Below are 22,044 nucleotides of genomic sequence, written 5' to 3' on the forward strand. Positions count from 1 at the left end.
GGTGTGCTGGTACGGGCGCTGGTACGTGGTTTGTAACCTGCTCTGTGCAACCTCACGAGGAGCGACCGATGCTCACCTGCCGATTACCGAATCTCGCCGATCCTGCGCGCATGCCACCCTCGCTTGCGCATACGCCGCAGCCCGACGATCCCCCGCACCGCGAACCCGATGCGCCTGATGCGCCGCCCATCGGCGATCCGCCGCCCGAGCCCGACGAAGCGCCGCATGCCGACGGGGTGCCGAGGCAAGTTCGCTGATACTCGTGCTTTTTATGTACGAGTTACAAACGCTTCGCCATTTTTACCGGCATTTTCACGCGACGGCCCCTAGACTGTAAGCACACCGCAGCCTTGCCGCAGGTTCGCGGCCGAGGCATCAGAAGGCATCAGGAGGCATCGATATGAGACATCCCGCCATGCGCCGCTCGGCCCGCTACACGGGCAAGCGCGGCCCGCGCGACGCCGCCGGCAAGAGCGGCGATCCGGCTGCCGATCCGGCATCCGGCATCCCTCACGATCCCGCCGGACAGAACCGCCCGGCGCCCGGCGTGCCGCCCGACGGCGAGCACAATCAGGGCGGCGCGCGCGCGGAGGGACTCGACTATCAGCGCGATCTGGGGTCCGAGCAGGACGCCTGATTTGCCGCGTTCGCAGAGCGCCTGACGCGCGCTGCGGCTTGCGCTTGCCGCGCGAACCGATGCCGCCGCGATTTGCGTCTGGAGCGCCTGGGCCTGGAGGAGGCACGACTCTTGCTTCAATTGTCCTTGCACCGTCCTCTGCACCCAACGAAACAGGAGGTACACCCGCAATGGGCAGACTGATCGTGGTATCGAATCGCGTTGCACCGACACAGGAAGGGCGCCCGGCAGCCGGAGGGCTGGCGGTCGGCGTGCTCGACGCCCTGAAGGAAACTGGCGGAGTCTGGTTCGGCTGGAGCGGCGAGACCGTTACGGAGCAGGCGGCCCCCGTCATCGAGCAACAGGGCAGCGTCACGTACGCCACGGTGGGCCTCACCCGGCGCGACTATGACCAGTACTACAAAGGTTTCTCGAATACGACGCTCTGGCCCACCTTCCACTATCGCAATGATCTCGCGCGCTACGAGCGCCAGGAATACAGCGGCTATCTGCGCGTGAACGCGACGCTCGCGCGTCAGTTGCAGCCGCTGCTTCAGCACGACGACATCATCTGGGTGCACGACTATCACCTGATCCCGTTCGCGCGCAGCCTGCGCGAGCTCGGCGTGAAGAATCCGATCGGCTTTTTCCTGCATATCCCGCTGCCGGTGCCGGAAGTAATACGCTCGGTGCCGCCGCACGAGGAGTTGATGCGTTTCATGTGCGACTACGACGTGGTGGGCTTCCAGACCGACGCCGACCGTCAGGCGTTCCTCGATTACGTCGAGCGTGGCGGCCATGGCACGTCGAGCGAGGACGGCATGGTCCACGCGTGGGATCGCTTCCTGAAGGTGGGCGCCTACCCGATCGGCATCTATCCCGATGCGATCGCGAAGTCCGCCGTGCAGTTCTCCGACCGCAAGGCCGCGCGCAGCCTGCGCGACGCCATGCGCGGGCGCAAGCTCATCATGAGCGTCGACCGGCTCGATTACTCGAAGGGGCTCGCCGAGCGGTTCCAGGCGTTCGAGCGCATGCTGCTGAACGGCCCGGGCTGGCATGGCCGCGTCTCGCTCCTGCAGATCGCGCCGCCTACGCGCTCCGACGTGCAGACCTATCAGGCGATCCGCCGCAATCTCGAAGGCGAGGCGGGCCGCATCAATGGCCGTTTCGCGCAGCTCGACTGGACGCCGATCCAGTATCTGAACCGCAAATACGAGCGCGATTTGCTGATGGCGCTGTTCCGCCAGGCGCAGGTGGGCTATGTCGCGCCGCTGCGCGACGGCATGAACCTGGTTGCGAAGGAGTACGTCGCATCGCAGGATCCCGAAGATCCGGGCGTGCTGGTGCTCTCGCAGTTCGCGGGCGCCGCCGAACAGTTGCCGGGCGCGCTTGTTGTGAATCCTTACGATCTGAACCAGACCGCCGAGGCGCTCGAGCGCGCGCTCTCGATGCCGCACGCGGAGCGCCGCTCGCGTTACGAGGACATGATGGCCTTGCTGCGCGAGAACAATCTTTCGGTGTGGCGCGACACCTTCCTCGCCGACCTGCGCAGCGTGGCGACGGCGGCTTCTGTCACCGCGAAGGCGCGCAGCGCCGCGCCCGTGAAAGCGGCTACGACGAGCAAGGCGAACTGAGCGCACCCGGGCGAACACAGGTCTATCGTGTGCGCCGCGGGCATGCGCACGACGACTCGAGCGCGGCTGCCCGCCGTGCCCGATGTTGTCGGTTATCGGCTACCGGCAGCCGGCGCTGTCAGGCCCGCTGCGTTCCCGCCTGGCCATATGGCGTAGGCGTCCGGGTTGGGTCGAAGTCGGCCCAGTGGCCGCCGTTCCATTGCCCCGAGGCGCGCTCGAGATCGTCGGCGCCGGCCTCGCGCAGGACTTGCGCAGCCGTTGCCTGATTCTCTGCGCTCACATGCACCGCGAGCAGCACGCCCGACTGGCGTGCTTCACGATGCACGAGTTCCGCGTGTTCGGCCCGATGCTGCCAGCCCGCGCCGATGCGCGCGCCAAGCCACGCGCCCACGATCGCTGCGATCACGGTGGACGGCAGCGACGCCATTAGCAGCGCGCCGAACAGCGCGATGCCCACCACGGCGCCTGCGACCGCGCCCAACGTCATATTGCGCTGGCGATGCGGCGATAGCGCATCGGCATGCGCGGGATGCGACCTGCGGTGCACGTCATGCATGCCGCGCGGATTGACGAAAAAAAGGTTGACGTCTTCCTCGATGAAGCCGCGCGCGAACAGCTTTTCGGCCACGGCTTCGGCGGCGGGGAAGGTCGTGAACCGGCCTGCGACGATCAGAGACATGGGAATCCCCCTTCGCAAGGTTGACTCGCCTGACGAGCGGCGCCGAACCTTCGGCGGATGCTGCGGGGCGGGCGCCAATGAATCCATGTTAGTGCATGTTCGCGCGGGTTACCGGTGCCACGGCGGATGCAGCGGGCGTGGCCGGCGTGGGCGCGTTGTTACCCCTGCGTGGCCGCGCCGCGCCGCGGCATGAGCCGCAGCACGCTCACCACCGCCGCAAGCGCTGCGAAAGCGGTCGCCACATAGAGCGCCACGGTGGGCCCATGCTGCGGCGCGACGCCGAAGATCAGCGCGACCAGCGCCGCGCCGAGCGTCTGGCCGGTGAGCCGCGCCGTGCCGAGCATGCCGCTCGCACCGCCGCTGCGCTCGCGTGGCGCGGAGGAGAGAATCTGCCGGTTGTTGGGCGACTGGAAAATGCCGAAGCCCGCGCCGCACAACGCCATGCGCCAGCTGATCTCGACGATGGTGGGCTGCGCATGCAGCGTCGCGAGCGAGGCCAGCGAGACGAGCCCGAGCGCGAAGAGCGCGAGCCCCACGCCGCCGAGCATGCCGGCCGGATAGCGGTCGGAGAGCACCCCCGCGAGCGGCGCCGCGCCGATGATCACGAGCGGCCAGGGCGTCATGAGCAGGCCCGTCTGCACCTGCGAAAAGCCGAAGGTCTCCTGCAGCAGGAACGGCAGCGCCACGAACGAGAGCATCTGCGCGCAGAACGAGCAGATCGAGGTGCCGATCGACAGCGCGAACACCGGATTGGCGAGCAAATCGACGGGCAACAGCGGGGCGGGTTGCGTGAGCTGGCGCCGCACGAAGAACCAGCCGATCACGAGCGCCCCCGCGAATTCGAGTGCGACCCACGCGCGGCCTTCGCCGTGGCCGAGGCCGTCGACAGCGAAAATCAGGAGCCCGAACACGAGGGCGTTAAGCACGGCGCTCAGCAGATCGTAGGGCGCGGGATGCCGTTCGTTGACGGGCAGCGCGCGAAGGCCCAGCACGAGCGCCGCGATGCCGATCGGCACATTGATCGCGAAGAGCCACGGCCACGAAGCGATGGCGAGCACGCCCGACGCAAGCGTCGGGCCCACCGCCGAAGCGATCGCCACCACCATCGCATTGATGGCGATGCCGCGCCCGAGTTGCGCGCGCGGGTAAATCATGCGCACGAGCGCGGTGTTCACGCTCATGATGCCGGCGCCGCCGAAGCCCTGCACCGTGCGCGCGATCGTGAGCTCGGGCAGCGAGGTCGAGAGCGCGCAGCCGAGCGAGGCGAGCGTGAAGAGCGCCATGCCCCACAGGTAGACGCGCCGGTAGCCGATGCGGTCGCCGAGCGAGGCGAGCGGCAGCAGCGAGATCGTTACCGAAAGCTGATACGAGTTCACGATCCAGATCGAGCTCGCGGCGCTCGCATTGAGGTGATGCGCGATGGTCGGCAGCGCGACGTTGGCGATCGCGCCGTCGAGCACTGCGAGCGTGATGCCGAGCGCGACTACGAGGATCGCGTAATAGCGTTGAGGGAAGGGCAGCCCGGTCTCGAGGTCGCCGGAGGGATCGACGGGATTGGCGGGATCGGCGCGCGAGGCGGCAAGCGTGGATGTGGGCATCGATGAGAGGGGCGGCGCGCGTCGAGCCTGACATGCGCCGCCGGGCGTTTTCATGGTGCTGCGTTGTGTTGCGCGACGTGCGCCAGGCGCGCTAGCCGCGGTGGCTTCAGCGTTACTTCAGTTCGTAGAGCCCGACCCAGGTGGTCGAGTCCATCTCGTTCAGGTGCGTCATGAAGCGGGCGACCGCGTTGGTGGTTTCCTGCGTGACCGGCAACTGCGCGACTTTCAGCGCATGGATGCGGAAGATGTAGCGGTGTGGCTTGTCCCCGCGCGGCGGCGCTGCGCCCCCGAAGCCGACCGTGCCGTAGTCGTTGCGCACCTGCACCGCGCCTTGCGGCAACAGGCTGCCATCAGCCTTGCCCGCGTTGAGCGCGAGCGAGCGCACGTCGGCCGGGATGTTGACGACCACCCAATGCCAGAAGCCGCTGCCCGTGGGCGCATCCGGGTCGTAGACGGTGAGCGCGAAGCTTTGCGTGTCGGCGGGCGGCGCGTCCCATTGCAAGGAGGGCGAAACATTGTCGCCATCGACGCCGAAGGCTCGATCGTCGAATTCCTGCGCCTTTGGCATGAAACCGTTACTCGGAAAGTCATCGGACCAGAGTCGAAAATCAGCCATCGGTTGCCTCCTTCTCGTTCAATTCTGAAATGGATGCGTCGGGCGTCACAAGTCGGGCGTCGCGTTGCCGGGGGACGCCGGCAGACGGTCCAGTTTATCACTGCGTGGCGTGGCGCTATGGCCGGGCGTCGGCTGTGCCTGGAACGCTCCTGGGGCGGCCTGGGTCGTGAACGACGCTCAGGCGCGCGCCTCGAACCAACTGCTTGCGGGGTCTTCGAGCCAATGCGCGAGCCGCTGCACGACAGCCTGCGGATCCTGCGCGGCACCACGCAGCGCGCATTCCCAGATCACGGCCACGCGCCATCCCTGGGCCGCGAGCGCGGCGAGGGCCTTTGCGTCGTTGGCGCGGTTGCGCGCAATCTTTGCGCGCCAGAATTCCGGCCGCGTGGCCGGCCACTTGAAGAGCGCACACTGATGACCGTGCCAGAAGCAGCCGTGCACGAACACCACGGCGCGATAGCGGGGCAGCACGATGTCGGGGCGCCCCGGCAGTTCGCGCACGTCGAGCCGAAAGCGAAAGCCGCGCCGATGCAACAGGCTGCGCACCAGCATTTCGGGCTTCGTGTTGCGCGCGCGGATGCCCGACATCATCCGGCTGCGCGTGGCGGTGTCGACGACGTCGACCATGGCGCGCCTTTTGCGGTTCGCGCGAGCTGGCGCTCAGGCCGGCGCGGCGGCGGGTTGGGACCCGGCCGGCGAGACGGGAGCCGAGACGAGAGACGAAGCGGGCGGCGAAACCGGCGCCGAATCGACGGACTCAGCCGCCGCGCGTGAGCGCGCCAGCGCCGTATCGAGATGCGGCATCATCGTGCGCGCCACTTCGCGCATCACCGGCATCACGACGCTATTGCCGAATTGCCGGTACGCCTGGGTGTCGCTCACCGGAATGCGGAAGGTGTCGGGAAAGCCCATCAGGCGCGCGCATTCGCGCGGCGTGAGGCGGCGCGGACGCAGGCCTTCGCCCTGATGCACGAGAATCTCGCTGCCGTCCTTGTGATAGCGCGCGGAGAGCGTGCGCGTGACGCTGCCCGGAAACGCGAGGCCGTAGCCGAAGCCGTTGCCGGCCGCGCGATGCTTCTCCGCATATTGCTGCAGATAGGCCCACAGTCCCGGCGTGAGCGTGTATTTCGGCTGGACCTGGCGCGCCGCGTGATCGAAGAAGCGTTCGCCGTCCCAGGGCAGGACGGGCTCGCTGCCGTCGGTGCGGTGCAGGATCGAACCGAGACGTGGACCTTCCTCGGGCAGGCTGAGCGCGTCCCACGTGAACGGCGTGGGCTCGCGAAAGCCGACGATGATGATGCGCTCGCGATGCTGCGGCGTGAAATGGCGCCCGTCGATTACGCGGTAATGCACGTCGTAGCCGAGCTCGTTGCGCAGCACCTGCAGGATCACGTCGAAGGTGCGGCCGTGGTCGTGTGAAAGGAGATTCTTGACGTTCTCGAGCAGGAAGGCGGCGGGCCGCTTCTCGGCGATGATGCGCGCGACGTCGAAGAACAGCGTGCCTTGCGTCGTGCACTCGAAGCCGTGCGGACGGCCGAGCGCGTTCTTCTTCGAAACGCCCGCGATGGAGAACGGCTGGCACGGAAAGCCCGCGAGCAGCACGTCGTGGTCGGGCACCTCGGCGGCGGGAAATTCGACGATGTCGCCCACGAACATATGGCCCGCATCATTCGACTGCGCATCCGTCTGCGCGTAGTTTTCCAGATAGGTTTTCTTGGAGAACGGATTCCACTCGCTCGTCATGACGCAGGCGCCGCCGTGCGCCTCGAAGCCCTTGCGAATGCCGCCGATGCCCGCGAACAGATCGACGAAGCGAAAGCGCGCGGGTTGCCGGCTGGACGATTTCGCGCCGGAGCCCGCGACCGTATCGGCGCTGTGCAAGAGCTCGCGCAGCGCGGCTTCGAGCATGGCGGGGCACGGCGTTTCGCCTTTTTCCCAACGGCGCACGGTCTTGACGTCCTTGCCGACGTGGGCGGCGATCTGCTGCTGCGTGAAGCGCTGGCGTGCCTGCTGAAGCAGGTCTAGCGAATGGGCCGGGTGCACGAAGTCCTCTCTGGGTATTTTGGCGGACATTATGTCCGATGGACGACCCCAGCACCAGGACTTCCGCGCGCGGCGGACCAGAGACTAAAAGCGGTTAGCGACGGCCAGCGCCGTTGCCGACGGCGTGCTTCGCGCTGGCCGCCTCCTCCGACGCGGCGTTCAGTTCATGCAATTCGATCTGGAACAGCAGGCTGTCGATATCGGCGAGCTGGCCTTTATTGACGTGGCCGGTGGCGAGCAGCTGGTGCAGGCGCATGCGCCAGTAGGAAGGGGCGAGGATCGGTCCGCCGAAATCGCCCGCGAGCGAAAGCGGCATGACGCGCCGAATATGGGCGATATCCTGGTCGAGGAGACTCGACAACAGGTGGCCGGCCGGGAGGGGACGTAGTGTGTCCATGCCCGAAGATTACGACAGTTCCGGCCCCAGCTTGAGGGTTGGGTGACCCATGTTTACCCGCAGTCGGACGCGGCTTCGGGCAGCGGCTTATTCGGCCGGCGTGTCGGGCGTGGGCGCGGGCCCTTGCGCGGCGGCTTCGAGGAACCGGCGCGTGGACCCGAAGGAATTGAGCATCTGCTCGGGCCAGGGCGTTTGCAGCATCACGGCTTGATGATTCTCGAACGCCGACGACAGCAGCTTGACGAGTTCCGGCGAGCTCAGATGACGTAGCAGAACGCTTACGGCGATGGCGGTTGCCTGGCTGGCGCCCGCGGTTTGCAGTTCGGAATGCGTGAGAGCGGCGAGTTGCTTGTTGATGTCCATGCGGTATCTGCCTGGAGTGAGGATGTGGCGAGGCGGGCGCGGGTGAGCGGCGAGGCGGGGATGGGTGCGGCGGCTGGTCCCCCTGGCAGGAATCGAACCTGCATCTAGCGCTTAGGAGGCACTTGTTCTATCCATTGAACTACAGGGAGCCGTCAAATCCGCTGCGGGGAGCACGAATTCCCACTCCGCCGGATCGCCATGTTTCCCAAGTCACCCGTCATGGCGCGGAGTCTGTGCAGGCGCAAGAGTATAACAAACGCCATGCACCTCGAGAACGTCACCCCCGCGGGTTACGCGCCACTCGCCGTGCACATCAGAACTCCACGGCCACGAAATCGGCCTTGCCCACGTCGCACAGCGGGCAGCGCCAGTTGTCGGGGATATCCGCGAAGCGCGTGCCTGCCGCGATGCCTTCGTCGGGCAGACCTTCTTCTTCGTTATAGACCCAGCCGCAGATCAGGCAGACCCAGCTCTTGTATTCGATCACTTCGCTCACAACACACACCTTTTCGTTCGGGTTCGACGCGGTTTGCCCGCCGGTTTTGTCCACCGGGTTTGGCCATCATATGGCCCCCTGAGCCCATAGCCCTTACCGGGGCGGGGGCGGCCGGCGACCCGCGATGTTACCGGAAAACGGCGCGCTTGCGCCGCGCGGGCGCGACTCTTGCAGTGTATGCTCGGACGCGGGCGCATCGCGCCGCAACCCACTGAGCAACCACCGAGCAATTCCACAGGAGCGAACAATGACCAGAAGGACATGGCTGGCCAGCGCAGCGCTGATGGCCTCGACGACGGCACTCCTCGCGATGAGCAGCGTCGCGCGCGCCGAGGGCGTCTACTTCGTCGAGCCGACGAACGGCGCGACCGTGAGCAACCCGGTCCACGTGAAATTCCGCGTCGACGGCATGACGGTTGCGGCCGCCGGCACGACCACGCCCAACACCGGGCATCACCATCTGCTGATCGACGGCGCGGCGCTGCCGCAAGGCACGGTCGTGCCGGGCAACGAGAAGTCGATCCACTACGGCAAAGGCCAGACCGAAGCCGAGGTCACGCTGCCGCCCGGCGACCACACGCTCACGGCGCAATTCGCCAACGGCGCGCATCAGTCGTATGGCCCCGGGTGGAGCCAGACGATCACAGTCCATGTGAAGTAGGCCGTGCGGGCGGCAATGCCCGCGAAGCTCGCCGCAACGGGGCTGGCGTGGCGCCCCCATGCGCCCCGTGCGCGCCCCGGTACAATACGCGCTTGCTCTCCAACGCAGGCAACGCTCTCCATTCATGTCGCTTTACACCATTACCGGCGCGCAACTCGCGTTCGGCCACGTCGCGCTGCTCGATCACGCGGACTTTTCGCTCGAAGCCGGCGAGCGCGTCGGGCTGATCGGACGCAATGGCGCGGGCAAGTCGTCGCTGCTCAAGATCGTCGCCGACCTCGCCAGACCCGATGACGGCCTCGTCACGCGCCAGCAGGATCTCTCGACCGTCTACGTGCCGCAGGAGCCCGATTTCGACGCCGACGCCACCGTGTTCGACACCGTCGCCTCGGGACTCGCGGGCGTACGCGCGCTGCTCGACGAATTCGACGCGGTCGCGCACCGGCTCGCCGAAACGCCGGAAGGCGCGGAACACGACGCGCTGCTTGCGCGCATGAATGCGCTGCAATCGTCGCTCGATCACGCCGACGCCTGGAACTGGCGCACGCGCGTTTCCACCACGCTCGCGCAGATCGGCCTCGAAGGCGACGCGCGCGTGGGCGCGCTCTCGGGCGGCATGCAAAAGCGCGTGGCGCTGGCGCGCGCGCTCGTCGTGCAGCCCGACGTGCTGCTGCTCGACGAACCGACCAACCACCTCGACTTCGACGGCATCCGCTGGCTCGAAGAGCTGCTCGTCGCGCAGCGCTCGAGCCTGCTCTTCATCACCCACGACCGCGCGTTTCTCGACCGCGTGGCCACGCGCATCGTCGAACTCGACCGCGGCAAGCTGCTCTCGTATCCGGGCAACTTCTCGCAGTATCAGGAGCGCAAGGCGCAGCAGCTCGAAGTCGAGCGCGTGGAAAACGAGAAGTTCGACAAGCTGCTCGCGCAGGAAGAGGTGTGGATCCGCAAGGGCGTGGAGGCGCGCCGCACGCGCAGCGTCGGGCGCATCGCGCGGCTCGTGCAGATGCGCAACGAGCGCGCCGAGCGCCGCAACGTGCAGGGCAACGTGAAGCTCGACGTCGCGCAGGGCGAGAAGTCGGGCAAGATCGTCGCCGAACTCACCGATGTCGTGAAGCGCTATGGCGATCGCACGATCGTCGATAACTTCACGGGCACGGTGATGCGCGGCGACAAGATCGGCTTTATCGGCCCGAACGGCGCGGGCAAGACCACGCTGCTTAAGCTGATCCTCGGCGAACTCAAGCCGGACGCGGGCACGGTGCGCGTGGGCACGAACCTCCAGGTGGCGTACTTCGACCAGATGCGCGCGCAGCTCGACCTCGAAAAGAGTCTCGCCGACACCATCAGCCCGGGCAGCGACTGGGTCGAGATCAACGGCGCGAAGAAGCACGTGATGAGCTATCTGGGCGACTTCCTGTTCGCGCCCGAACGCGCGCGCTCGCCCGTGAAATCGCTCTCGGGCGGCGAGCGCAACCGCCTGCTGCTCGCGCGTCTCTTCGCACGCCCCGCGAACGTGCTGGTGCTCGACGAGCCGACCAACGACCTCGACATCCCCACGCTCGAACTGCTCGAAGAACTGCTTACCGATTACGACGGCACCGTGCTGCTCGTGAGCCACGACCGCGCGTTTCTCGACAACGTGGTGACTTCGGTGATCGCGTCGGAGGGCGAGGGGCGCTGGCGCGAGTACGTGGGCGGCTTCACCGACTGGCAGACCCAGAGCGCCCGCGCGCAGGAGATCGCCGAGGCGCGCGCGCCGAAGGAAGCGGCGCCTGCCGCCGCCGTGCCGAAGGAGAGCGCGGCGGGCCGCAACGCGCAGCGCACTGTGAAGCTTTCGTTCAAGGAGCAGCGCGAACTCGAGGAACTGCCCAAGCGCATCGAGGCGCTCGAGGCCGAGCAAAAGACCATCGGCGCGAAGATCGAGGACGGCTCGATTTTCGCGAAGGATGCGCAGGAGGGAGCGCGGCTTACCGGGCGCTATGCGGCGATCGACGAGGAGTTGCTTATGGCGCTGGAGCGGTGGGAAGAGCTGGAGAGTAAGCGCAAGTGATGTGATGCGAGAGAAGGCGGCCTGAGGGCCGCTTTTTTACAGGTGTTTCAGCTTCAGGAGCTTGTGTTCCAGGTCGGGCAAGTAGGTCTGTATGGTGCTCCAGACAATGTCAATGTCGACGGCAAAGTAACCGTGCGAGACTTGATTGCGCATCCCATACATTGCTTCCCACGGTATCTCGGGATGAGCGGCCGCAAAATCTGGATCACATTGCGTGATGTTGCGCCCTGCTTCGCCGATGATCTCGATGTTTCGCACGACTGCATCGACGGCCATGGGTGTTGCCTCGAAGCTTTCGCGCGAAAGCGGTTCCGTGTACGCGCGAATACGTTCGATGGCGTCAAGGATATGCCGCAGATAGTCGGGGGTGCGCAGATCTTTCTTTCTCATACCGGCACCGATTCGGCGACTACGCGGGCGCGGAAGGTCTCGGGCAGCGCTTTGGGCGTGAGTACGTCCACCCGCACGCCCAAGAGCGCTTCGAGCCGCAACTGGATTTGCGCAAGGTCGATAAGCGTAGTCTCAGGCGTCGGATCGACGAGCAAATCCAGATCGCTGTCCTCGTCGTCTTCCGCACGCGCCGACGAGCCGAACACGCGCACATTCGTTGCGTGATGGCTCGCGACGATCTGCCGGATTTCGGCACGATGCGCGTGTAATGCTTCGGATGGTCTCATGGGCGCTGCACTCCTCCAAAATGCGCAACAGGCCGGTTGAAATCGCGGCGGCACATACCATGCCGCGCACGCCTCATTCTACGCGACTCGCACTTTTCTCCACCCCTCGGCCGAACGGCCGACCCTCTTCCAAATTGCCGCGCAAGCCCAAATCAGTACAATACCTCGCGAATTCGAACAACAGCGGGAGCGGCGGCGCGAGCGCGCGCCGGCCAGGCGAGGTTTGCGCGGGCATTGCGCAGCGCGCTCACCCCATTGTTTCGACACGGTTTTTTTGAACACTCAACGCGTTTTCCCCGCAGATGTCCACAGGACCTGTGGACAAGCGCGCGGACAACCCCCTGCGGATCACCATGGCAACGAAGAAGTCAAACGCTGCAAACGCTGGATATAGCGAAGCGTCGATCAAGGTGCTCAAGGGCCTCGAGCCCGTCCGGCAACGGCCGGGCATGTACACGCGCACCGAGAATCCGCTGCACGTCATTCAGGAAGTCATCGACAACGCGTCCGACGAAGCGCTCGGCGGCTTCGGCAAGCGCATCACCGTCACGCTGCACGCGGACCATTCCGTCTCCGTCGACGACGACGGCCGCGGCATTCCGTTCGGCCTGCACCCCGAGGAGCAGGTGCCCGTCGTCGAGATCGTGTTCACGCGCCTGCATGCGGGCGGCAAGTTCGACAAGGCTGCCGGCGGCGCCTACACGTTCTCGGGCGGCCTGCACGGCGTGGGCGTCTCGGTCACCAACGCGCTTTCGACGCGTCTGGACGTGACTGTCTGGCGCGACGGCAAGGTCGCCGAAATCGGCTTTGCGGACGGCAACGTCGTCAAGCCCCTCACCACGCGCAACGCTGCGCGCGACGAGAAGAAAACCGGCACGCGCGTGAGAGCGTGGCCCGATGCGAAATACTTCGACTCGGCCAATCTGCCGCTCGGCGAACTGCAGCGGCTGCTGCGCTCGAAGGCGGTGCTGCTGCCAGGCGTCGAGGTCGAGCTCGTCAACGAGAAGACCGGCGAGCGCCTTTCGTGGAAGTACGAGGATGGCCTGCGCGGCTATCTGCTCGAAGGCATGGGCGGCAGCGACCTGCTGATCCCGCTCTTCGAAGGCGAGCGCTACGCCGACGCCCGCACCACCGACGACACCTTCGCCGAAGGCGAGGGCGCTGCGTGGGTGGTCGCGTGGAGCGAGGAAGGGCCGCTCACGCGCGAGTCCTACGTCAACCTGATTCCGACGCCCGCGGGCGGCACGCACGAAAGCGGCCTGCGCGATGGCCTGTTCCAGGCCGTGAAGAGCTTCGTCGAGCTGCACAATCTTCAGCCCAAGGGCGTGAAGCTGTTGCCCGAAGACGTGTTCGCGCGCGTCTCGTTCGTGCTCTCGGCGAAGGTGCTCGATCCGCAGTTCCAGGGGCAAATCAAGGAGCGCCTCAACAGCCGCGACGCCGTGAAGCTGGTTTCGTCGTTCTCGCGCCCCGCGCTCGAACTGTGGCTCAACCAGCACGTCGAGCACGGCAAGAAGCTCGCCGATCTCGTCATCAAGCAGGCCCAGGCGCGCACGCGCGCGGGCCAGAAGGTGGAAAAGCGCAAGAGCTCGGGCGTGGCCGTGCTGCCCGGCAAGCTCACCGACTGCGAGTCGACCGATATCGCGCGCAACGAACTGTTCCTCGTCGAGGGCGATTCGGCGGGCGGCTCCGCGAAGATGGGCCGCGACAAGGAATATCAGGCCATCCTGCCGCTGCGCGGCAAGGTGCTCAACACGTGGGAGACCGAGCGCGACCGTCTGTTCGCGAACAACGAGGTGCACGACATCTCGGTGGCGATCGGCGTCGATCCGCACAGCCCCGACGACACCGTCGATCTCTCGAACCTGCGCTACGGCAAGATCTGCATTCTCTCGGACGCGGACGTCGACGGTTCGCACATCCAGGTGTTGCTGCTCACGCTGTTCTTCAAGCATTTCCCGCAGCTGATCGAGCGTGGCCACGTGTGCGTGGCGCGCCCTCCGCTGTTCCGCGTCGATGCGCCCGCGCGCGGCAAGAAGCCCGCGCAGAAGCTCTACGCGCTCGACGAAGGCGAGCTCGAAGCAATTCTCGACAAGCTGCGCAAGGACGGCGTGCGCGAAACGCAGTGGACTATCAGCCGCTTCAAGGGCCTCGGAGAAATGAGCGCCGAGCAGCTTTGGGACACGACGATGAACCCCGACACACGGCGCCTGTCGCCCATTGCGCTCGGCGAACTCGACTACGAAGCCACCGTCGCGCGCATGACGATGCTGATGGGCAAGGGCGAGGCGGCTTCGCGCCGCTCGTGGCTCGAAGAGAAGGGCAACGAAGTCGAAGCGGATATTTGACCGCGCACGCCCACACCAGATTACGGACTGATTGAAACATGGACGATCTTTTTGCTGAAGTCACTGACACCGGCGCTCCGGACGACGACACGCTCACGCTCGGCCACTACGCGGAACGCGCCTACCTCGACTACGCGGTGAGCGTGGTGAAGGGCCGCGCGCTGCCCGACGTCTGCGACGGCCAGAAGCCGGTGCAGCGGCGCATTCTCTACGCGATGAACGAGATGGGCCTCGGCGACAACGCCAAGCCCGTGAAGTCGGCGCGCGTGGTGGGCGACGTGCTCGGCAAGTACCACCCGCACGGCGACCAGTCGGCGTACGACGCGCTCGTGCGCCTTGCCCAGGACTTCTCGATGCGCTATCCGCTCATCGACGGCCAGGGCAATTTCGGCTCGCGCGACGGCGACGGCGCGGCGGCCATGCGTTACACCGAAGCGCGCTTGACGCCCATCGCCAAGCTGCTGCTCGACGAAATCGACATGGGCACCGTCGATTTCATGCCGAACTACGACGGCTCGTTCCAGGAGCCGAAGACGCTGCCCGCTCGCCTGCCGATGCTGCTGCTCAACGGCGCATCGGGCATCGCCGTGGGTCTCGCCACCGAAATCCCCTCGCACAATCTGCGCGAAGTCGCGGCGGCGGCCGTGGCTATGATTCGGAACCCGAAGCTTTCGCACGCGGAGATCATGGAGAAGCTGCCGGGGCCCGACTTCCCGGGCGGCGGCCAGATCATTTCGAGCGAAGCGGAAATCGCGGCGGCATATGAATCGGGGCGAGGCAGCCTGAAGGTGCGCGCGCGCTGGAAGATCGAAGACCTCGCGCGCGGCCAGTGGCAGCTCGTGGTGACCGAGCTGCCGCCGAACACCTCGGGCCAGAAGGTGCTCGAAGAGATCGAGGAGCTGACGAATCCCAAGCTCAAGCTCGGCAAGAAGACGCTCACGCCCGAGCAGTTGCAGAGCAAGCAGTCGATGCTCGCGCTGCTCGACGCCGTGCGCGACGAGTCGGGCAAGGACGCGCCCGTGCGCCTCGTGTTCGAGCCGAAGACGAGCCGCATCGATCAGGGCGAGTTCGTCAATTCGCTGCTCGCCAACACGAGCCTCGAATCGAACGCATCGCTCAACCTCGTGATGATCGGCGCCGATGGCCGTCCGCGCCAGAAGGGCATCAGCGAGATCCTCGGCGAGTGGATCGGCTTCCGCTTCGTGACGGTCACGCGGCGCACGCAGCATCGCCTCACCAAGGTTGACGACCGCATCCACATCCTCGAAGGGCGGATGATCGTCTTCCTCAATATCGACGAGGTCATCCGCATCATCCGCGAATCGGATGAGCCCAAGAGCGCGCTGATGAGCGCGTTCGGGCTCTCCGAGCGACAGGCCGAGGACATTCTCGAAATCCGTCTGCGCCAGTTGGCGCGGCTGGAAAAGATCAAGATCGAGAAGGAACTCGCCGAACTGCGCGAAGAGAAGGCCAAGCTCGAAGAACTGCTCGCGAACGAGTCGTCGATGAAGCGGCTCATCGTGAAGGAAATCGAAGCCGACGCGAAACAGTACGGCGACGACCGCCGCACGCTGATCCAGCAGGAAAAGCGCGCGAGCTTCGAAGTGCGCGTAGTGGACGAGCCGGTCACGGTGGTGGTGTCGCAGAAGGGCTGGGTGCGCGCGCTCAAGGGCCACGGGCTCGACCCGCAAGGCTTCACGTTCAAGGCCGGCGACGGGCTCTATGCGGCATTCCAGTGCCGCACGCCCGATACGCTCATCGCGTGGGGCAGCAATGGGCGCGTGTATTCGGTGTCGGTCGCGCAACTGCCGGGCGGCCGCGGCGACGGCGTGCCGGTCACCTCGCTGATCGAACTCGAGGCGGGCACGCATCTGCTCCATTACTTCGCGGCGAGCGCGGACCAGCAACTGCTGCTCGCGTCGAGCAACGGTTTTGGTTTTATCGCGAAGATTGGCGACCTCGTGAGCCGCGTGAAGGCCGGCAAGGGGTTCATGACAATCGACGAGGGCTGCGTGCCGCTCGCGCCGATGCCGATGCTGCCCAACGCGATCCAGGTGGCGTGTCTTTCGTCTGGCGGGCGCCTGCTCGTGTTCGGCCTCGACGAGATGAAGACGCTCTCGGGCGGCGGGCGCGGCGTCACGCTGATGCAACTCGAAGAGAAGGAGACGCTCGTGCGGGCGCTCGCGATCACGGCGGCGGGCGTGGTGCTCGAAGGCACGGGCCGCGGCGGCAAGGCGGCCGAGGACCAGATGGCGGGCGCGGTGCTCGCGCCGCAGATCGGCAAGCGCGCGCGCAAGGGCCGCGTGCCGGATTCGCGGCTCAAGGTCATCACGGGCATGCGTCCGGTGCTTGCGCAATAAACTAACCAAGGAATCTCAAGCATGGCTCATGCGATCGAAATCGCGCTCTTCCTGCATCTGCTGAGCGTGGCCGTCTGGGTGGGCGGCATGGTGTTCGCACACTTCTGCCTGCGTCCGGCGCTCGAGGACCTCTCGCCGCAACTGCGGCTGCCGCTCATCGAGTCAGTGTTCAGCCGCTTCTTCAACTGGGTGGGCATCGCCGTGATCGTGATCCTGCTCACGGGCGGTTTTCTGCTGATGCAATTCGGCGGCGCTCACGCCACCTGGCAACTGCACGCCATGGCGGGCCTCGGCGTGGTCATGATGCTGATCTTCGGCCATATCCGCTTTGCCGTGTTTCCGCGCATCCGCCGCGCGGTGCAGGCGCAGAAGTGGCCCGACGGCGCGCGCGCCGTGGGCACCGTGCGCCGGCTCGTGATCGTCAATCTCGTGCTGGGCGTCGTGACCATCGGCGTCGCGGTGATGTCGCGCGGGATTTGAGCGCCCCCAGACCTGCCGCTTCGCGTCAGCCCCCCGAGGGGGGCAAGAAAGCTTGGGGCGGCCCGGTGTTTTCTTGAGAGCTTTCGGGCTGGTGCACGCTCGCGGCGCGCGCTTTAAAGCCACGCTTCATAGCCGCTTTATAGTCGCTTCATAGCCGCTCCGCGAGCGCATGGCGCTGCATGCAGCGCTCCATCGCATCGAAGAACGCTTTTTCAGCCGCATTCTGTTTGCGATCGCGATGCCACAGCAAGTGGATGTCGACATCCACGAGTCCTTCCTCCGGCGGCAGCCGCCACAGGCGCTGCCGCGCCAGATCGTCCTTCACGATGTGCTCGGGCAGGCAGCCGATGCCATAGCCCGCGAAGATGAGCCGCCGCACCTCGTCGAGGCTCGGCGACGACGCCACGATTCTCCCCGTAAAGCCGCGCTGGTCGCGAAACACCGTGAGCGGCGAAAGGCTGTCGCCAATCTGGTCGCTCGTGAACGACACGAAATTCTCCGCGAGCAAGTCTTCCATCGTCAGTTGCGAGAGCCCGAATAGCCGGTGGTGCCGGCCGCAGAACATCGCATAGCGCTGGCGCAGGAAGCAGCGCATCTCGAGCTTTTCGACCGGCGTGCGGCACAGGCTCAGGCCCGCGGTCGCGGTCTTTTGCAGCAGCGACGAGATGATGTCCGACGAGCGCATGACTTCGATCTGCAGATCGATGCGCGGATACGCGGAGTGGAATTCGGCAAGGAACTCGTCGTAGATGCGCGACTCGATCCGGCTGACCGTGAGCAGGCGGATCGAACCGGTGATGTCGGCGGTGCGCTCGTCGAGCCCGGTTTCGAGCTGGGACAGCGTGCCGTAGATGTCGCTCGCAATGCGGTAGACCTCCTCGCCTGCCTGGGTCGGCACGAAATGCGTGCCGCGCCGCTCGATGAGCTTGCGGCCGAGCGTGTCTTCGAGCCGCTTGAGCGCCTGGCTCACGGCCGGCTGTGTTACGTAGAGGCGGGCGGCCGCGCGGCTCAGGCTGCGCTCCTGCATGATCGCGAGGTAGGTGCGCAGCAGGTTCCAGTCGAGCCGGTCGTTGAGAAAGCGGGCGGTGTCGGCGCGCATGGGTTGTGTTCTCCTGTGGGGGGACGCGCTTCGGGCTCGCCTCCGGCTTGGTATTAGCCAAACTTATGTGCCGAATAATAACTCGAAATTTGACTAATATTTTCTGTCAGGAGATAAAGCTTTCATGCGTATTGCACGTCCTGCGGCATGTAGCACGCACGACGAAAGCGCCAGGAGACAACCGCCCATGACAGCATCCATACAACAAGCTTCCGCCCGTCAACCGGTGCGCGCCGCGCTAGCGGCGTTCATCGGCACCATGATCGAGTGGTACGACTTCTACATTTACGCCACGGCCGCCGCGCTGGTGTTCGGCGAACTCTATTTCCCGTCCGAAGACCGCTTCGTGAGCACCATGGCGTCGTTCGCCACCTTCGCGGTCGGCTTCTTCGCGCGGCCGCTCGGCGGCCTGATCTTCGGCCATCTCGGCGATCGCATCGGCCGCAAGAAGGCGCTCATGACCACGCTCATGATGATGGGCGTGGCGACCGTCTGTGTCGGCCTGCTGCCGTCGTACGCGAAGGTGGGCATGCTCGCGCCGGTGCTGCTCGTGCTGCTGCGCGTCGTGCAGGGCGTGGCCGTGGGCGGCGAGTGGGGCGGCGCGGTGCTGATGGCAGGCGAGCATGCGCCCGCTGGCCGCCGCAATTTTTTCGCGTCGTTCGCGCAGCTGGGCTCGCCCGCGGGCCTGATTCTCTCGCTGCTGGCGTTCCGCTCGGTCACCTCGCTCGACAAGGCCGACTTCCTCTCGTGGGGTTGGCGCCTGCCGTTCCTCGCATCGGCTGCGTTGCTCGTGGTGGGCCTCATGATCCGGCTCGGCGTGAACGAGTCGCCCGAGTTCGAGAAGCTCAAGGACCAGCGCCGCACCGTGAAGCTGCCGGTCGCGGAAGTGTTCCGCTCGGCGTGGGGGCTCGTGCTGTTGTGCATCGGCGCGAACACCATCGGTATCGCGGGCGTGTACTTCACCAACACCTTCATGATTGCGTACACGACGCAGTACGTCGGCATCACGCGCTCGCTCATTCTCGACTGCCTGTTCGCGGTGGCGATCATCCAGTTCCTCGCGCAGCCGGTCGCCGCCTGGATCGCGGAGCGCATGGGCGGCGCGCGCTTCCTCAAGTGCGCGGCGCTGGCGGCCATGCTCTCGCCGTACCCGATGTTCGTGCTCGTGCAAAGCGGCAAGGTCGTGCCGATGGTGGTCGGCATCGCCATCGCCGTGGTCTGCATGGCGAGCTTCTACTCGGTGATCGCGGGCTTCGTCTCGGGCGTGTTTCCCACGCGCGTGCGCTACTCGGCCATCTCGCTCGCCTATCAGGTTTGCGGTGCGGTGGCCGGCGGCCTCACGCCGCTCGTCGGCACCTGGCTCGCGCATCGCTACGTGGGGCAATGGTGGCCGCTCGCGGTGTTCTATACCTGCCTCGCGGGCGTGTCGCTGGTGTGCATCGTCGCGCTCGACGCTTGCCGTGCCGTGCATGCGCAAGACGAAGCGGCTGCCGAAGCGCTCAGTTCCCATTGATGCATCCGTGCAGGTGTGCCAACTAATAAATCGGAGATGGGCTTACAGATGAATGACCTCTTGCATATCGACGGCCCGCGCCTGTGGGCCAGTCTCGCGGAAATGGCGCGCATCGGCGCGACGGCGGGCGGCGGCGTGCGCCGCCTCGCGCTCACCGAAGAAGACCGGCGCGGTCGCGAGCTGTTCGCGAACTGGTGCCGCGAAGCGGGCATGACCGTGTGGACCGACGAGGTGGGCAATCTCTTCGCGCGGCGTGAGGGCGCCGACCCGCAGGCTGCGCCCGTGCTGATGGGCAGCCATCTCGACACGCAGCCAGAGGGCGGGCGCTTCGACGGCGTCTACGGCGTGCTGGCCGCGCTCGAAGTGGTGCGCGCGCTCAACGACGCGGGCGTCGTGACCGACAAGCCCATCGAGATCTGCTCGTGGACCAACGAGGAAGGCGCGCGCTTCACGCCCGCGATGCTCGGCTCGGCGGTGTTCGCGGGCGCGATGACGCTGGACGACGCGCTCGCGCGCCGCGACGCGCAAGGCGTGACGCTGGGCGAGGCGCTCGACGCATGCGAGGCGCGCGGCACGCGGCCCGTGCGGGGCGTGGCCGTCGATGCATACTTCGAGGCGCATATCGAGCAGGGCCCGATCCTGGAGGCGAACGGCACGACCATCGGCGTGGTGACGGGCGGCCAGGCGATTCGCTGGTTCGACGTGACGGTGTCGGGCGTGGCCGCGCATGCGGGCACGACGCCGATGCGCTACCGCAAGGACGCATTTTTCGGCGCGGCCCACATGGCGCTGGAAATCGAGCGCGCGATGGCGCGTCATGCGCCGCTCGGCCTCGTGACGATCGGCCAGGTGCAGATCGCGAACTCGTCGCGCAACACGATCGCGGCCAACGTGACCTTCACGGTCGATCTGCGCCATCCCGACGACGCCCAGCTCGATGCCATGGAGCTGGATCTGCGCGCGGTCTGCGCGGCAGTGGGCGGCACGCGCGGACTCGGCGTGGAAATCGCGCATTGCTGGACTTCGCCCGCCACGCCGTTCGACCCGGCGTGCGTCGCGCTCGTGGCCGACGCGGTCGAGCGCCTCGGCTATTCGAACGAGCGCATCGTGAGCGGCGCGGGCCACGACGCGATCCACCTCGCGCGCTATTGCCCGACGGCAATGGTTTTCATCCCTTGCGTGGACGGCCTCTCGCACAACGAGGCCGAGGATGCCTTGCCCCAGGATGTCACGGCGGGTACGAACGTGCTGCTCAACGCGGTTGCTGCGCGCGCCTGTGTGCGCGAACACGCGAATGCATGAGTGAAATCTAAAGGATTGCTGAATATGAAGACCTGGTTTCATCCCGAGCAGTTGCTCCATCATCCGCGTACCTATCTTTCACGCGGCCAGATGCGCGAGCCGCAGGAAGTGCCCGAGCGCGCCGCGCGACTTGTCGCTGCCGCGCACGCGCTTGGCTTTGAGGTGGGCGAGCCCGCCGACTTCGGCACTGCGCCGATTGCCGCCGTGCACGACATGAACTATTTGCGCTTCCTGGAAGAAGCGCATGCCGAGTGGAAGCGCATGCCCGAAGATTGGGGCGACGAAGTCATGTCGAACATTTACGTGCGCGATCCGAATCCGCTGCGCGGTGTGCTCGCCCAAGCGGCGCGCTATCTCGCCGATGGCAGTTGCCCGGTGGGCGCGAACACGTGGCGCGCGGCGTACTGGTCGGCGCAAAGTGCGCTGGCGGCAGCCGCAACGGTCAACGAGGGCGCGCGCGCGAGCTACGCGCTGTGCCGCCCGCCCGGCCACCATGCACGCGCAGATGCGGCGGGCGGCTTCTGCTACCTGAACAACGCGGCCATTGCCGCGCAGTCGCTCAGGCAGCGCTTCGCTCGCGTAGCGATTCTCGACACCGACATGCACCACGGCCAGGGTGTGCAGGAGATTTTCTACGGCCGCGACGACGTGCTCTACGTATCGATCCACGGCGACCCGACCAACTTCTATCCGGTGGTCGCGGGCTACGAGGACGAGCGCGGCGCGGGCGCGGGGGAGGGCTACAACGTCAACCTGCCGATGCCGCACGGCGCTTCGGAAGAGGCGTTCTTCGAGCGCGTGGACGCGGCGCTGCGCGTGCTCAAGCGCTTCCAGCCCGACGCGCTCGTGCTCGCGCTCGGCTTCGACATCTACAAGGACGATCCGCAGTCGAAGGTGGCGGTGAGCACCGCGGGCTTCGGCAAGCTCGGCCAGGCGATTGGCGCGTTGGGCTTGCCTTCGGTGATCGTGCAGGAAGGCGGCTACCACCTCGAAAGTCTCGAGGCCAACGCGCAAGCGTTCTTTGGGGGCTTTACGGAGGCAGGCGCGCGATAGTGCGCGTAGTGCTTTAAATAAAGCAGAAAAGCGGCGCCGGCGGGCAACCCCGCGCGCCG

The 22,044-nt window shown here is 66.3% G+C and carries 22 protein-coding genes and 1 tRNA gene; 11 read left to right on the forward strand and 12 right to left on the reverse strand.

The window, feature by feature from the left end:
- Positions 1 to 68: 68 nt before the first annotated feature.
- The 3 genes from NH14_RS11685 to otsA all read left to right on the forward strand — a co-directional run bounded on the left by NH14_RS11685 (position 69) and on the right by otsA (position 2,250).
- Positions 69 to 257, forward strand: a complete 189-nt coding sequence (locus NH14_RS11685) for a hypothetical protein (RefSeq protein ID WP_035527310.1) — start codon at positions 69 to 71, stop codon at positions 255 to 257.
- 143 nt (positions 258 to 400) lie between these two features.
- A complete protein-coding gene (locus NH14_RS11690; protein ID WP_035527307.1) occupies positions 401 to 637 on the forward strand; it encodes a hypothetical protein in 237 nt (78 codons plus the stop codon).
- A 170-nt stretch (positions 638 to 807) separates the two neighbouring features.
- Positions 808 to 2,250, forward strand: coding sequence for an alpha,alpha-trehalose-phosphate synthase (UDP-forming) (otsA, locus tag NH14_RS11695; protein ID WP_035527304.1), 1,443 nt, complete (start codon positions 808 to 810; stop codon positions 2,248 to 2,250).
- A 118-nt stretch (positions 2,251 to 2,368) separates the two neighbouring features.
- On the opposite strand, the gene NH14_RS11700 is transcribed toward otsA, so the two are convergent.
- From NH14_RS11700 to NH14_RS11740, 9 genes are all read right to left on the reverse strand, one after another.
- Positions 2,369 to 2,929, reverse strand: a complete 561-nt coding sequence (locus NH14_RS11700; protein ID WP_035527301.1) for a hypothetical protein — start codon at positions 2,927 to 2,929, stop codon at positions 2,369 to 2,371.
- Between the two features lie 158 nt (positions 2,930 to 3,087).
- Positions 3,088 to 4,527 carry an MFS transporter gene (locus NH14_RS11705; protein ID WP_084225471.1) on the reverse strand — a complete coding sequence of 480 codons (1,440 nt, stop codon included), beginning with the start codon at positions 4,525 to 4,527 and terminating at the stop codon, positions 3,088 to 3,090.
- 112 nt (positions 4,528 to 4,639) lie between these two features.
- Complete coding sequence (locus NH14_RS11710) at positions 4,640 to 5,143, reverse strand: YbhB/YbcL family Raf kinase inhibitor-like protein (protein ID WP_035527297.1); 504 nt, start codon at positions 5,141 to 5,143, stop codon at positions 4,640 to 4,642.
- A 177-nt stretch (positions 5,144 to 5,320) separates the two neighbouring features.
- Positions 5,321 to 5,770 carry a very short patch repair endonuclease gene (locus NH14_RS11715; RefSeq protein WP_035527294.1) on the reverse strand — a complete coding sequence of 150 codons (450 nt, stop codon included), beginning with the start codon at positions 5,768 to 5,770 and terminating at the stop codon, positions 5,321 to 5,323.
- Between the two features lie 33 nt (positions 5,771 to 5,803).
- The gene (gene dcm / locus NH14_RS11720; protein WP_084225469.1) at positions 5,804 to 7,216 is read right to left on the reverse strand and encodes a DNA (cytosine-5-)-methyltransferase; all 1,413 of its coding nucleotides are present in this window, start codon (positions 7,214 to 7,216) and stop codon (positions 5,804 to 5,806) included.
- Positions 7,217 to 7,280: 64 nt separating this feature from the next.
- Positions 7,281 to 7,583, reverse strand: a complete 303-nt coding sequence (locus tag NH14_RS11725) for a hypothetical protein (RefSeq protein ID WP_237179583.1) — start codon at positions 7,581 to 7,583, stop codon at positions 7,281 to 7,283.
- A gap of 87 nt (positions 7,584 to 7,670) precedes the next feature.
- Complete coding sequence (locus NH14_RS11730; RefSeq protein WP_035527289.1) at positions 7,671 to 7,946, reverse strand: hypothetical protein; 276 nt, start codon at positions 7,944 to 7,946, stop codon at positions 7,671 to 7,673.
- Positions 7,947 to 8,020: 74 nt separating this feature from the next.
- A tRNA-Arg gene (locus NH14_RS11735) sits at positions 8,021 to 8,095 on the reverse strand.
- A 164-nt stretch (positions 8,096 to 8,259) separates the two neighbouring features.
- Complete coding sequence (locus tag NH14_RS11740) at positions 8,260 to 8,442, reverse strand: rubredoxin (protein ID WP_035527601.1); 183 nt, start codon at positions 8,440 to 8,442, stop codon at positions 8,260 to 8,262.
- A 247-nt stretch (positions 8,443 to 8,689) separates the two neighbouring features.
- Here NH14_RS11740 and NH14_RS11745 point away from each other — a divergent pair, with 247 nt between their 5' ends.
- The gene (locus NH14_RS11745; protein WP_035527286.1) at positions 8,690 to 9,103 is read left to right on the forward strand and encodes a DUF4399 domain-containing protein; all 414 of its coding nucleotides are present in this window, start codon (positions 8,690 to 8,692) and stop codon (positions 9,101 to 9,103) included.
- 124 nt (positions 9,104 to 9,227) lie between these two features.
- Positions 9,228 to 11,156: an ATP-binding cassette domain-containing protein gene (locus NH14_RS11750; RefSeq protein ID WP_035527283.1), complete on the forward strand. Its 1,929-nt coding sequence runs from the start codon at positions 9,228 to 9,230 to the stop codon at positions 11,154 to 11,156.
- A 36-nt stretch (positions 11,157 to 11,192) separates the two neighbouring features.
- On the opposite strand, the gene NH14_RS11755 is transcribed toward NH14_RS11750, so the two are convergent.
- Both NH14_RS11755 and NH14_RS11760 read right to left on the reverse strand, forming a co-directional pair.
- Positions 11,193 to 11,546 (reverse strand): HepT-like ribonuclease domain-containing protein, encoded by a 354-nt coding sequence (locus tag NH14_RS11755; protein WP_035527278.1) that lies wholly within the window; start codon positions 11,544 to 11,546, stop codon positions 11,193 to 11,195.
- Positions 11,543 to 11,833, reverse strand: coding sequence for a nucleotidyltransferase family protein (locus tag NH14_RS11760; protein ID WP_035527276.1), 291 nt, complete (start codon positions 11,831 to 11,833; stop codon positions 11,543 to 11,545). The genes NH14_RS11755 and NH14_RS11760 overlap by 4 nt, the downstream gene beginning before the upstream one ends.
- 353 nt (positions 11,834 to 12,186) lie before the next feature.
- Between NH14_RS11760 and NH14_RS11765 the strand changes: the two genes are divergently transcribed.
- The 3 genes from NH14_RS11765 to NH14_RS11775 are packed head-to-tail and all read left to right on the forward strand — an operon-like array spanning position 12,187 to position 17,018.
- Entirely contained in the window at positions 12,187 to 14,178 is a 1,992-nt protein-coding gene (locus NH14_RS11765) for a DNA topoisomerase IV subunit B (protein WP_035527599.1), read from the forward strand.
- Positions 14,179 to 14,216: 38 nt separating this feature from the next.
- Complete coding sequence (gene parC / locus NH14_RS11770; protein WP_035527273.1) at positions 14,217 to 16,538, forward strand: DNA topoisomerase IV subunit A; 2,322 nt, start codon at positions 14,217 to 14,219, stop codon at positions 16,536 to 16,538.
- Positions 16,539 to 16,559: 21 nt separating this feature from the next.
- Complete coding sequence (locus tag NH14_RS11775; protein ID WP_035527270.1) at positions 16,560 to 17,018, forward strand: CopD family protein; 459 nt, start codon at positions 16,560 to 16,562, stop codon at positions 17,016 to 17,018.
- 148 nt (positions 17,019 to 17,166) lie between these two features.
- Here NH14_RS11775 and NH14_RS11780 read toward each other — a convergent pair whose 3' ends face one another.
- The gene (locus NH14_RS11780) at positions 17,167 to 18,117 is read right to left on the reverse strand and encodes a LysR family transcriptional regulator (RefSeq protein WP_035527268.1); all 951 of its coding nucleotides are present in this window, start codon (positions 18,115 to 18,117) and stop codon (positions 17,167 to 17,169) included.
- A 187-nt stretch (positions 18,118 to 18,304) separates the two neighbouring features.
- Here NH14_RS11780 and NH14_RS11785 point away from each other — a divergent pair, with 187 nt between their 5' ends.
- From NH14_RS11785 to NH14_RS11795, 3 genes are read left to right on the forward strand one after another with little or no spacing between them, the layout of a single operon-like run.
- Positions 18,305 to 19,630 (forward strand): MFS transporter, encoded by a 1,326-nt coding sequence (locus tag NH14_RS11785; RefSeq protein ID WP_035527266.1) that lies wholly within the window; start codon positions 18,305 to 18,307, stop codon positions 19,628 to 19,630.
- 48 nt (positions 19,631 to 19,678) lie between these two features.
- A complete protein-coding gene (locus NH14_RS11790; protein WP_035527264.1) occupies positions 19,679 to 20,932 on the forward strand; it encodes a Zn-dependent hydrolase in 1,254 nt (417 codons plus the stop codon).
- Positions 20,933 to 20,956: 24 nt separating this feature from the next.
- On the forward strand, positions 20,957 to 21,985 hold the full coding sequence (locus tag NH14_RS11795; RefSeq protein ID WP_035527262.1) for a histone deacetylase family protein: 1,029 nt from the start codon (positions 20,957 to 20,959) through the stop codon (positions 21,983 to 21,985).
- The last annotated feature ends 59 nt before the right edge of the window (positions 21,986 to 22,044 follow it).

The organism is Paraburkholderia sacchari (genome assembly GCF_000785435.2).
Taxonomy (GTDB): Bacteria; Pseudomonadota; Gammaproteobacteria; order Burkholderiales; family Burkholderiaceae; genus Paraburkholderia; species Paraburkholderia sacchari.

Coding starts and splice junctions, on each gene's coding strand:
- NH14_RS11685 (WP_035527310.1), top strand. CDS start 69: ATGCTCACCTGCCGATTACCGAATCTCGCCGATCCTGCGCGCATGCCA.
- NH14_RS11690 (WP_035527307.1), top strand. CDS start 401: ATGAGACATCCCGCCATGCGCCGCTCGGCCCGCTACACGGGCAAGCGC.
- otsA (WP_035527304.1), top strand. CDS start 808: ATGGGCAGACTGATCGTGGTATCGAATCGCGTTGCACCGACACAGGAA.
- NH14_RS11700 (WP_035527301.1), bottom strand. CDS start 2,929: ATGTCTCTGATCGTCGCAGGCCGGTTCACGACCTTCCCCGCCGCCGAA.
- NH14_RS11705 (WP_084225471.1), bottom strand. CDS start 4,527: ATGCCCACATCCACGCTTGCCGCCTCGCGCGCCGATCCCGCCAATCCC.
- NH14_RS11710 (WP_035527297.1), bottom strand. CDS start 5,143: ATGGCTGATTTTCGACTCTGGTCCGATGACTTTCCGAGTAACGGTTTC.
- NH14_RS11715 (WP_035527294.1), bottom strand. CDS start 5,770: ATGGTCGACGTCGTCGACACCGCCACGCGCAGCCGGATGATGTCGGGC.
- dcm (WP_084225469.1), bottom strand. CDS start 7,216: ATGTCCGCCAAAATACCCAGAGAGGACTTCGTGCACCCGGCCCATTCG.
- NH14_RS11725 (WP_237179583.1), bottom strand. CDS start 7,583: ATGGACACACTACGTCCCCTCCCGGCCGGCCACCTGTTGTCGAGTCTC.
- NH14_RS11730 (WP_035527289.1), bottom strand. CDS start 7,946: ATGGACATCAACAAGCAACTCGCCGCTCTCACGCATTCCGAACTGCAA.
- NH14_RS11745 (WP_035527286.1), top strand. CDS start 8,690: ATGACCAGAAGGACATGGCTGGCCAGCGCAGCGCTGATGGCCTCGACG.
- NH14_RS11750 (WP_035527283.1), top strand. CDS start 9,228: ATGTCGCTTTACACCATTACCGGCGCGCAACTCGCGTTCGGCCACGTC.
- NH14_RS11755 (WP_035527278.1), bottom strand. CDS start 11,546: ATGAGAAAGAAAGATCTGCGCACCCCCGACTATCTGCGGCATATCCTT.
- NH14_RS11760 (WP_035527276.1), bottom strand. CDS start 11,833: ATGAGACCATCCGAAGCATTACACGCGCATCGTGCCGAAATCCGGCAG.
- NH14_RS11765 (WP_035527599.1), top strand. CDS start 12,187: ATGGCAACGAAGAAGTCAAACGCTGCAAACGCTGGATATAGCGAAGCG.
- parC (WP_035527273.1), top strand. CDS start 14,217: ATGGACGATCTTTTTGCTGAAGTCACTGACACCGGCGCTCCGGACGAC.
- NH14_RS11775 (WP_035527270.1), top strand. CDS start 16,560: ATGGCTCATGCGATCGAAATCGCGCTCTTCCTGCATCTGCTGAGCGTG.
- NH14_RS11780 (WP_035527268.1), bottom strand. CDS start 18,117: ATGCGCGCCGACACCGCCCGCTTTCTCAACGACCGGCTCGACTGGAAC.
- NH14_RS11785 (WP_035527266.1), top strand. CDS start 18,305: ATGACAGCATCCATACAACAAGCTTCCGCCCGTCAACCGGTGCGCGCC.
- NH14_RS11790 (WP_035527264.1), top strand. CDS start 19,679: ATGAATGACCTCTTGCATATCGACGGCCCGCGCCTGTGGGCCAGTCTC.
- NH14_RS11795 (WP_035527262.1), top strand. CDS start 20,957: ATGAAGACCTGGTTTCATCCCGAGCAGTTGCTCCATCATCCGCGTACC.